The 10,746-nt window shown below is 62.2% G+C and carries 8 protein-coding genes and 1 pseudogene; 4 read left to right on the top strand and 5 right to left on the bottom strand.

Annotation, left to right across the window (positions count from 1 at the left end; all coding sequences use genetic code 11):
• Positions 1–83: 83 nt before the first annotated feature.
• The gene (locus tag IFT75_RS19415) at positions 84–1,100 is read right to left on the bottom strand and encodes a LacI family DNA-binding transcriptional regulator (protein ID WP_185793406.1); all 1,017 of its coding nucleotides are present in this window, start codon (positions 1,098–1,100) and stop codon (positions 84–86) included.
• A 181-nt stretch (positions 1,101–1,281) separates the two neighbouring features.
• Here IFT75_RS19415 and IFT75_RS19410 point away from each other — a divergent pair, with 181 nt between their 5' ends.
• Together IFT75_RS19410 and IFT75_RS19405 are read left to right on the top strand one after the other, a co-directional pair.
• Positions 1,282–1,812, top strand: a complete 531-nt coding sequence (locus tag IFT75_RS19410; protein ID WP_122477029.1) for a gluconokinase — start codon at positions 1,282–1,284, stop codon at positions 1,810–1,812.
• A 105-nt stretch (positions 1,813–1,917) separates the two neighbouring features.
• Positions 1,918–3,237, top strand: a pseudogene (locus IFT75_RS19405) (GntP family permease); the annotation flags it as partial.
• Between the two features lie 95 nt (positions 3,238–3,332).
• On the opposite strand, the gene araH reads toward IFT75_RS19405, so the two are convergent.
• From araH to IFT75_RS19390, 3 genes are all read right to left on the bottom strand, one after another.
• The gene (araH, locus tag IFT75_RS19400) at positions 3,333–4,298 is read right to left on the bottom strand and encodes an L-arabinose ABC transporter permease AraH (protein ID WP_122477025.1); all 966 of its coding nucleotides are present in this window, start codon (positions 4,296–4,298) and stop codon (positions 3,333–3,335) included.
• Positions 4,299–4,319: 21 nt separating this feature from the next.
• Complete coding sequence (araG, locus tag IFT75_RS19395; RefSeq protein WP_185793408.1) at positions 4,320–5,819, bottom strand: L-arabinose ABC transporter ATP-binding protein AraG; 1,500 nt, start codon at positions 5,817–5,819, stop codon at positions 4,320–4,322.
• Positions 5,820–5,895: 76 nt separating this feature from the next.
• Positions 5,896–6,897 carry a substrate-binding domain-containing protein gene (locus tag IFT75_RS19390; RefSeq protein WP_122477021.1) on the bottom strand — a complete coding sequence of 334 codons (1,002 nt, stop codon included), beginning with the start codon at positions 6,895–6,897 and terminating at the stop codon, positions 5,896–5,898.
• A gap of 292 nt (positions 6,898–7,189) precedes the next feature.
• On the opposite strand from IFT75_RS19390, the gene IFT75_RS19385 reads away from it, so the two are divergent.
• Both IFT75_RS19385 and IFT75_RS19380 read left to right on the top strand, forming a co-directional pair.
• On the top strand, positions 7,190–8,341 hold the full coding sequence (locus tag IFT75_RS19385) for an aldose epimerase family protein (RefSeq protein WP_244652791.1): 1,152 nt from the start codon (positions 7,190–7,192) through the stop codon (positions 8,339–8,341).
• 796 nt (positions 8,342–9,137) lie between these two features.
• Positions 9,138–10,412, top strand: coding sequence for an MFS transporter (locus IFT75_RS19380; RefSeq protein ID WP_446730931.1), 1,275 nt, complete (start codon positions 9,138–9,140; stop codon positions 10,410–10,412).
• Here IFT75_RS19380 and IFT75_RS19375 read toward each other — a convergent pair whose 3' ends face one another.
• A complete protein-coding gene (locus IFT75_RS19375) occupies positions 10,413–10,682 on the bottom strand; it encodes a DUF1652 domain-containing protein (RefSeq protein ID WP_122477018.1) in 270 nt (89 codons plus the stop codon).
• Between the last annotated feature and the right edge of the window lie 64 nt (positions 10,683–10,746).

The following is a 10,746-nucleotide window of genomic DNA, read 5'->3' as shown; positions in this document are numbered from 1 at the left end:
CGCTGCTACAGAAGCACCGCGATCCCCTGTAGCAGCGGCGCAAGCCGCGTCCGGCATCACCGCGTGGCATCAGGGACGCCCGGTCAGGTTTCGCGTACGACCAGCTCGAAGCCGAGGTCGATTGCCTGGGCGCTGTTACTCTTGCCAGCCATGCTGTCGAGTAACATCTGCGCGGCCTTGCGGCCGATCTCGGCGCGCGGGGTACGGATCGAGGTCAGGCGCGGTACCAGATGCGCCGAACCCGGCAGATCGTTGAAGCCCACCATGCCCACTCGTCCCGGAATGGCGATGCCCAAGCGCTGGGCCTCGTAGATGGCGCCCTGGGCCAGGTCGTCATTGCAGAAGAACACCCCGTCGACATCTGGGTGACGCTGCATCAGGTCAGCGAACAACTCGCCACCCAAGCCGATCGACGAAGGCTGCGGGCACAGCACCTCGAGTTGGGGATCATGCACCCCCGCCCTCTCAAGCGCCGCCCTGAATCCTTCGGCGCGCTGCATCACACGCGGGTCGAGCTGCGCGGCCACATAGCCCAGGCGTCGGCGCCCGGCGTCCAGCAGATGCTGCGCCGCCACGCTTCCGGCCTGCTCCTGGGAAAAGCCGACACAGGCACGCCCGCCGCTGGCGCCCAACTCCATCATGTGCACGCACGGCACACCACTGTTGTGCAACATGGCATGCGCACGCTCGGTGCGGCTCATGCCCGTCAGCAGGATGCCGCCCGGCTTGTAGGCCAGGTAGTTGCGAATGAGGTTTTCTTCTTCGTCGACATCGTAGTGGTAGTTACCGATCAGTACTTCCAGCCCGCGCGGGCGCATCACTTCATGGATGGCTTCCAGCGTGTCGATGAACAAATGGTTGGACAACGAGGGAATGAGCACCACGACCGACTGGCTCTGCGCCGAGGCCAGCGCGCGTGCCGCCGGGTTGACCACATAGCCCAGGGTCTGCGCGGCCTCCAGCACCTTGGTGGCCAATTGTGGAGCGACCGTCGACACCCCGCGCAATGCGCGTGAAGCCGTAATGGGGGAAACACCTGAAAGTTTGGCAACTTCGGCCAGGGTGGGCAGGCCAGTTGCGCGTGAGCCGATTCGCGCCATGATTCTTGTTGTTATCTACTTGCAATGAAAAAGAGTTGAGGTAAGGTAGCGCTGTCTCGAATCCAGAGCAATAATGATTTGTGCCTTGCTATTACCGCAGGCTGCACCAGACTGCTTTGACAAGATCAATAAGATGAGGGCGCCGTATCCACGAACGGCCGGCCCCAGCAGGAGTGACTTGATGAATGCCCCTCTGAACGCTTTGGTGGTGATGGGAGTATCCGGCTGCGGCAAGAGCAGCGTCGGTGCCGCCATCGTTGGCCGCAGCGGCGGCCGCCTGATCGAAGGCGACAGCTTTCATCCCGAGGCCAACATCGCCAAGATGAGCGCCGGCCACCCCCTCGACGACAACGACCGCGCCGGTTGGCTGGTGCGCCTGGGCGAGGAAATGCGTGCCTGCATCGAGTCCGGGCAACGCCCCGTATTGACCTGCTCGGCGCTCAAGCTCAAGTATCGCAAGACCCTGCGCGACGCCGTGCCTGGCCTGGGCTTCGTGTTTCTCGCACTGACCCGCGAAGAAGCCGCCAACCGCGTCGCCCATCGGCCCGGCCACTTCATGCCGGCCAGCCTCATCGACAGCCAGTTCGCTGCACTGGAACCGCCGACCGGCGAGCCCCTGACCCTGGACCTGGACGCCACCACTCCCATCGTGGACCTGGCGCAGCAGGTGGAACACTGGCTGGTCGAGCACGGCGCTTCCACGCTGGCTTGATCGGCACTTGAAGACAGCGCTGTCTGAGCATCCCGCGCAGCAGTGCCTGATGTCCCCAACCACAACCGTTGCGCCCACAACAACGACAACACGAGGCAAACCTTTATGTTTGGCTTAGCTCACGACACTTACTTGCTGCTCGATGCACTGGTCACCATCATTGGTCTGATCGTGCTTATCACCCAGTTCAAGGTCCACCCCTTCGTCGCACTCACCATTGCGGCGATCTTCCTCGGCCTGACGTCCGGTTTGCCGGTGGTCAAGGTCATGAAGTCCTTCCAGGACGGCTTCGGCGGGGTGCTTGGATTCGTCGGCATCATCCTTGCGCTGGGCACCATGCTCGGCAAACTGATGGCCGATTCGGGCGGCGCCGACCAGATCGCGCAAACCCTGATCCGCAAGTTCGGGGTCAAGCGCATCCACTGGGCAATGATGTTCTCCGCGTTCCTGGTGGGCATCCCGCTGTTCTTCGAGATCGGCTTCGTGCTGCTGATCCCGCTGGTGTTCATCGTCGCCCGCCGTTCCGGCGTGTCGCTGGTGAAGATCGGCATCCCGCTGCTTGCCGGTCTTTCGGTGGTCCACGGCCTGGTGCCGCCACATCCGGGTCCGCTGCTGGCGATCGGCATCTTCAACGCCGATATCGGCAAGACCATTCTCTACGGCCTGATCGTCGGCCTGCCCACTGCGATGATCGCCGGCCCGATCTTCGGCTCGTTCATCTCCAAGTACATTCCGGGCAATCCTTCCAAGGAGCTGATGGACCAGATTGCCAAGGAGTCGGACAACCAGAACCTGCCCAGCTTCGCGGTGACCCTGATCACCATCCTGCTGCCCGTGTTCCTGATGATGCTCAAGACCTTCGCCGACGTGGCCTTGCCGGCAGAGAACCTGTTCCGCCAGTGGATGGACTTCATCGGCCACCCGATCACCGCGCTGCTCGCGGCCCTGTTGCTGGCCTTCTACACCTTTGGTGTGGCGCGCGGTTTCGACCGTTCGAAGATCATGAAACTGTTGGACCAGAGCCTGGCCCCGACTGCGGCCATCGTGCTGATCGTCGGCGCTGGCGGTGGTTTCAAGCAGATGCTGGTGGATACCGGTGTGGGCAACATCATCGGCCAGATGGCCGTGCAGGCCGAGGTCAATCCGATTCTGCTGGCGTGGCTGGTGGCTGCGGTGATTCGCGTTGCAACAGGCTCGGCAACGGTCGCGACCATCACCGGTGCCGGTATCGTCGCCCCGGTCATCGGCATGATGCCCGGCGTCAACCGTGAGCTGCTGGTGCTGGCCACCGGCGCCGGCTCGGTGATCCTGTCCCACGTCAACGACGCGGGTTTCTGGCTGGTCAAGCAGTACTTCAACATGACCGTGACCGAAACCCTGAAGACCTGGACCGTGATGGAAACCATCCTGTCCGTTGTCGGCCTGNCAATTGGGTAGCGCCTATTCGCGGCCGATGACCGCTCCTACAGATGTGCATTCCCCTGTAGGAGCGGTCATCGGCCGCGAAAGCCCCCCGCAGATCAGCGCCGCTTCAAGCGATCGATGATCACCGCGATCAGCAGAATCGTCCCGCGAATCACGTACTGATAGAAGGTGTCGATATTCTTCAGGTTCATCGCGTTCTCGATGATCGCCAGAATCAGCACGCCGGCGATCACGTGGCGAATCATGCCAATGCCCCCGGCCAGCGACACCCCGCCCAGCACACACGCCGAGATCACCGTCAATTCGAAGCCCTGGCCGATCATCGGCTGGCCCGAGGTCATCCGCGACGCCAGTACCACACCGGCCAGCGCACCGATCACACCGTGCACGGCAAAGATGATGATCTTGGTGCGATCCACGTGCACACCCGCCAGCAGCGCCGCTTCCTGGTTGCCACCGATGGCCATGGTGTTGCGTCCATAGGTGGTGTAGTTGAGCAACCAACCGAAGAAGATGAAGCAGACGATGGTGATCAGGATCGGCACCGGCACGCCCATCAACTGGCCATTGCCGAAGATGAAGAAGTCCTCCTGCATGACCCCGACCGCCTTGCCATTGGAAAAGATATAGGCCAGGCCGCGCACGATCTGCATCGTCGCCAGGGTCGCGATCAAGGCATTGATGCGCAACTTGGCGATGACGATGCCGTTGATCAGGCCAACCACCAGCCCCATCAGCAAGGCCGCGCCCACGCCCAGCAGCACGCTTTCGGTGTCGCGCATCACCACCGCCGCAATGACCCCGGCGCACGCAATCACCGAACCCACGGACAGGTCGAAATGCCCGGACGCCAGGCAGTAAAGCATGGTGCAGGCCGCAATGCCGGTGGTCGAAATGGCCAGGCCCAGCCCGCGCATGTTCAATGGCGAGAGGAAGTTGTCGATGAACATCGTGCACAGCACGAAGATCGCCAGCGCGGCGAGCAGCATCACCCACTCGTCCAGAAAGCGACGCAGGTTGAGACCCTGGCGGGGGGCCGGCAGCGTGTTTTGCGTAGACATAAGCACCTCTGTTGTTATTGTTCAGCCGCGAGTGCGCGGCAGTGCCAATTGCAGCAACCTGGATTCCTGCGCCTGCTCGCGCAGCACTTCGCCGGTCAACGCACCTTCACTCATGACCAGGATTCGATCGCTGATGCCGATCACTTCCATCAGGTCGCTGGACACCACGATCACCGCGATACCATCGGCGGCCAGGCCGTGAATGATCTGGTAGATCTCGGCCTTGGCACCGATGTCGATGCCTCGTGTGGGTTCGTCGAGCAACAGGACCTTCATCGGCATCGACAGCCAGCGACCGAGGATGGCCTTCTGCTGGTTGCCGCCGGAGAGGTACATGATCGGCTGCTCGGCGGACGGGGTCTTGATGTTCAGCGTCTTGATCTGGCGCGCGGCGTTCTCCTTTTCCCACGGGCCCTGCACCAGGCAGCCCAGGGTGAGGTGGCGGTCGCGGGCGCCGATGTTGATGTTTTCGGCCACGCTGGCCAGGGGTACGATGCCTTCCTTCTTGCGATCCTCGGGGCACAATAGAATGCCCGCGGCGATGGCGTCGCGCGGGTTGGCCAGGGTCAGCGAACGCCCATCGAGGGTGAGGCTGCCTGCCTTGCTGGCGGCCAATCCGGACAGCAGGCGCAACAGCTCGGTGCGGCCTGCGCCCACCAGCCCGAAGAAGCCCAGCACTTCACCCTTGGCGACGCTGAAACTGACCGCCTCGTGCAGGCCCGGCCCCAGCAGGCCATCGACGCGCAGTGCCTGGCCCTGATGAGGGCGAGGACGGTAGTTGTAGATGTCCTGGATATCGCGGCCGACCATGCAGGTCACCAGCTGGTCGTGGGTCAACTCGGCCATGTCGTCGAAAGTGCGCACGTAGCGACCATCCTTGAACACCGTGACGGCGTCGCAGATGCGGAATATCTCTTCCATGCGGTGGGAGACATAGAGGACCACCCTGCCCTCGTCGCGCAGCTTGGCAATGATCGTCATCAGCCGGTCGATTTCCCGTGCCGACAAGCTACTGGTCGGCTCGTCGAAGGCGATCACATGGGCATTGCGCGACATCGCCTTGGCAATCTCGACCAACTGCCGCTGGCCCAGGGACAGACTGCCCAAGCGCTGGCGCGGATCGATCTCGTCGGCCAGACCGGCGAGCAGCTCGCCGGCACGGCGCAGCATGGCGCTGCGATCGATCAGGCCGAAACGCGCTGGCATGTGGCCCAGCAGCAGGTTTTCCGCCACGCTCATTTCCGGCACCAGGTGCAGCTCCTGGTGAATCACGGCCACGCCGCTGCCGATGCTTTCGGCAGCGGACTTGAACACCAGGCTCTGGCTGCCAATCTGCAGGCTGCCCGTGCTGGGCTGGTAGGCACCGCCCAGGATCTTCAACAAGGTGGACTTGCCGGCACCGTTTTCGCCCATCAGGGCATGCACGCTGCCCGGGCGAACTTCGAAGCTGATGTCCGACAGTGCGCGCACGCCCGGAAAATTCTTGCCGATACCGTTGAAACGCAATGACTCTACACGCATGGATACAACTCCAGAGCAGGCATCACGGCACGCCGTGAAGAATCTGCCTCTGCCGGGGCAGAGGCCATGGGTCAGATCAGTTCCACAAACCGATCTTTTCCAGTTCCTGCTTGAAGTTCTCGCGGGTGATCAGGGTCACGTCATCCATGGCGGTGTATTTGGGCGGCTCCTTGCCGGTGGTGACCCACTCGAACATCATGCTTGCCGTGTTGTAGCCCTCGGTATGGGGGCTGGGCAGCATGGAGCCGAAGAAGCCGCTGTTGGCTTTCTTCAGCTCGCCGATGGCATCGGTGCCGTTGATGCCGATGCCGATCACGTTGGCTGCGGCGAACCCCGCACTTTCGGTGGCGCGCACGCCACCCAGCACGGTGTTGTCGTTCATGCCGCCGATGATCAGATTCTTGGCGCCTGACGGCAGCTTGACCAGCGTGGAGTTGGTAGCGTCCATGCTGCCGGGTACGTCGAGGGTCTTCTGCGCGGCGAACAGAATGTGCTCGGTGGGCAGGCCCGCAGCCTTCAGCGCCTTGACCGAGCCGTCGGTGCGCTTCTTGCCGGTATCCAGCTCGTTGTAGGTATTGATGATGGCGTAGGTGTCTTTCCAGTCCCAGCCACGCTTCTTGGCTTCGCCGGCCATGGCCATGCCCTGCTTCTCGCCGACTTCGAAGGCGGCCATGCCCAGGTACGGCACGTCCTCCATGAAGTTGCCCTTGGCATCGACGAAGCGATCGTCGACGGCCATTACTTTCATGTCATTGAGTTTGGCCTTGGCCACGATGGCCGGGCCTAGCGCAACGTCAGGGGGGCAGATGACGAAGCCCTTGACCCCATTGGCGGCCAGGCTGTCGATGGCCGAAAGGGTTTTCTCGCCGTCTGGCACAGCGATCTTGATGACCTTGAAGCCTTTGTCCTTGCCGGCCTTCTCGGCAAAGGCCCACTCGGTCTGGAACCAGGGCTCTTCAGCCTGCTTGACCAGAAAACCGATCTTGACCTCTTCGGCCCACGAAGCCGACGAGCCTGCGAACATCGCGGCGGTCAGGGCGGCACAGCACAGGGAACGGATCCCATGACGACTCAACATAGCTAACTCCTTATTTTTATTGAATAGCTACAGCGTCCAGCAACATCAGCGAATAGTCATACCATATAACAGGATGGGCATTTGTAACGTAACGTCACGCTTGCGCCATCCACAGCGGCGTGTCGTAGATCCTGTCAGAAATGACACCACGAGTGATCTGGCAAATAGTATTACCATTTATTTTTACGGACGTCGAATTTCAGCTATACCTGCCAGTGCAGCCACCGCCGGAGTCCGGTTGTCCAACCCCGGGATCCAGCCATTTCCTATAAAAAACTACGGAACGCCTTACATGCCTATTCATCAAAAACTGCTCAGCGCCATTGGATTGACCCTCATGACTGCTTCCATCTCTGCCCATGCGGCAGGCTTGACTTCGACCCGCGAAAGCTTCGGCGCGCTGCCCGATGGCACGCCGCTGGAAAAGATCACCCTGAGCAACAGCCACGGTATGAAAGCTAGCATCATTACCTACGGCGCCACCTTGCAGGCGCTGCACGTACCCGACAAAAAAGGCCAGGTGGCGGATGTGGTGCTGGGCTTCGATGACGTGCAGGGCTACCAGGCCAATCCCACCGTGTATTTCGGCGCCACCATCGGCCGCTTCGGCAACCGCCTGGCCGGGGGCAAGTTCAGCCTGGACGGGCAGACCTATTCGGTACCGCTCAATGACAAGAGCAATGCCCTGCACGGCGGCACTCGAGGGTTCGACAAACACGTCTGGGCCGTAGAGGCCACGCAGGATGCCGACCAGGTCGCGGCCACCTTCACCTATCGCTCGCCCGATGGCGAGATGGGCTTTCCCGGGACCCTGGCGACCCAGGTCACCTACAGCCTGAACGAACGCAACGAACTGCGCGTGCAGTACAAGGCCACCACCGACAAGCCGACCGTGCTCAACCTGACCAACCACAGCTATTTCAATCTGGCCGGTGCCGGCAGTGGCGATGTGTTGAAGCAGGTGGCCACCTTGCATGCGAGCCGCTACACGCCGGTGACGGCGAAGTTGATCCCGACCGGCGAGTTGGCACCGGTGAAAGGCACGCCGATGGATTTCCTCGCCCCTACCGCCATTGGCAAGCACATCGGCGCCAAGCATGAGCAACTGGCATTCGCCGAGCCGAAACAAGGCGGCTTCGATTTCAATTGGGTGCTCGACAGCGCAGGCGACTTGAAACGCGAGGCCGCCAAGGTGACCGACCCGGTGTCGGGGCGCACCTTGACGCTGTACACCACCGAGCCGGGCGTGCAGTTCTATACCAGCAACTTCCTCGACGGCACCGTTCGCGGCAAGGGTGGCAAGGTGTATCCGCACTGGGGCGCCTTCACCCTGGAAACCCAGCACTTCCCCGATGCCCCCAACCAGCCCACGTTCGCCAGCACCCGCCTCGATCCCGGCCAGACCTACACCCACGCCACTGTGTTTGCCTTCTCGGCGCAGTGATTCGGCCTGACCCACCGCAGCGCCTGTTTCGCGGCCACGGACCGCTCCTACGTGAGGTGGACAGCGCCTGTAGGAGCGGTCATCGGCCGCGAAAGGCTGACTGAGATGTACCTGACCGACCGCAGCGCCCGTTTAGCGGCCACAGACCGCTCCTACGTGAGGTGGACAGCGCCTGTAGGAGCGGTCATCGGCCGCGAAAGGCTGACTGCGATGTGCCTGACCGACCGCAGCGCCCGTTTCGCGGCCACGGACCGCTCCTACGTGAGGTGGACAGCGCCTGTAGGAGCGGTCATCGGCCGCGAAAGGCTGACTGTGATGTCCCTGACCGACCGCAGCGCCCGTTTAGCGGCCACGGACCGCTCCTACGTGAGGTGGACAGCGCCTGTAGGAGCGGTCATCGGCCGCGAAAGGCTGACTGCGATGTGCCTGACCGACCGCAGCGCCTGTTTCGCGGCCACGGACCGCTCCTACGGATATCGGGCATGGATCGTGAGCAAAAAAAAGCCACCGCACTGACGTGAGGTGGCTGAAAATCTAACCAAAGAGAGTTGAAGCAGAGCACTGGGCCAGTCGCTATGCGGGGAAGAATCAGCGCCTGGCCTCGTATTCAATCTTCGAAATCAAAGATACCAGCCGAACCGAGGCGCCACTATTGCGTTCGTCAATAGTCATTATCGACACATGAAACGTGCCGCAGGCACTCAACGGTGCGCAAGCGGATGCGCACCTGACACTTGATCACGTACACTCGGTCTTCGTTAACATCTTGATACGTATGCGCTGATCGCGTGACCCATTGACTGGCACAAGAACGTCGACCTTGAAACGCAACTCCACCGCCATCTTCTCCCAGCCCGGCTTCCGTGCCTTCCTCATGGTACGTCTCGCGGCCATGTTCGCCATGCAGATCCAGGCCATCGTTGTCGCCTGGCACATGTACGACATGACCCGCCATCCACTGACACTGGCCTACGTCGGCCTGGCGCAGTTCATCCCCATGGTGCTGTTGCTGCTGCCGGCCGGGGATCTGCTGGATCGCTTCGACCGGCGGCGCATCCTGCAGATCAGCTGGAGCGTGTCGGTGCTCTCCTCCGCCGCGCTGCTGTGGCTGGCCCTGAGTGAAACCGTCGACACCTGGCCCTACTACGTCGCGTTGTTCGTGTTCGGCTGTACCCGAGCGTTCACCGGGCCCGCCGTGCAAAGCCTGCTGCCGCAGATCGTTGCGCGCGAGCACCTGGCCCAGGCCATCGCCACCAACAGCATGATCATGAAAGTGGCGGTAATTGCCGGCCCCCTGCTGGGCGGGCTGCTGTATGCCGCCATCGGTGGCTGGACGTTCGGCATCTGCCTGCTGGGCTTCGCCCTGGGTGTGCTGCTGCTGCAATGGGTACCCAGCGTGCGCATCGTGCGGCCGGTGGATGATCAGACCACAGCAGTGAGTCGCTTCACCGCTGGCATCCGCTTCATCACCTCGCGGCCGATCATCCTCGGTGCGATATCGCTGGACCTGTTCGCGGTGCTGCTCGGTGGCGTAGTAGCCCTGTTGCCGATCTATGCTGCGGAAATTCTCCATGTCGGCCCCGCCGGGCTGGGCCTGCTGCGCAGCGCCATTGCACTGGGTGAACTGGGCATGGGGTTCTACCTGAGCATCCGTCCGCTCAACGCGCGGATGGGCCAGCGCATGTTCCTCGCGGTGGCAGTGTTCGGCGTGGCCAACCTGGTGTTCGCCTTGTCCACGTGGTTCTGGGTGTCGTGCGCGGCGCTGTTCGTCGCTGGGGCAGCAGACATGATCAGCGTGTACATCCGCTCTTCGCTGATCCAGTTCGCCACGCCCGACGATATGCGTGGACGGGTCAGCGCGGTGAACATGTTATTCATCGGCTCTTCGAACGAACTGGGCGAATTCCGTGCGGGGGTCAGCGCGACGGCGCTGGGCACGGTGCCAGCAGCGTTGTTCGGCGCTGTCAGTACGCTGGTGATCGTCGCCTTGTGGACACGGCTGTTCAGACCGCTGTGGACCATCGAGAACAACGAGCAGGCACTGCCCGAGCGCCAGAAGACACCAGCCTGATCACGACCGGCTAGCGCCGCGCGGGGCATGGCGGCAGAACCACTCCTGGTTGCCCTTGAGCTCGGCACGCAGCTGCGCCACCAGTTCGGCAATCGCCCGACTGCTGGACAACGGCTGGGTATCGACACCTACCATCAGCAGGTCGACCTGACCACTGGCCGGGTCGGACACCTCGACCGTCATGGTGCCCCCCGGATTCAACGTGCAATGGCATTTGAGGGGCGCGAAGCTGGCTTCGACGATGCGGCGCATTTCAGTGGTGGGAATCATCTAGAGCTTCTCCTGGCGATGTCATGGCTGGAGACGTGTCGCAGCGTGAGTACGGCCACTCGGC

It is taken from the genome of Pseudomonas sp. CFBP 8758 (genome assembly GCF_014841725.1).
Lineage (GTDB): Bacteria > Pseudomonadota > Gammaproteobacteria > Pseudomonadales > Pseudomonadaceae > Aquipseudomonas > Aquipseudomonas baltica.
This window is presented reverse-complemented; position numbering and strand designations above follow the sequence as displayed.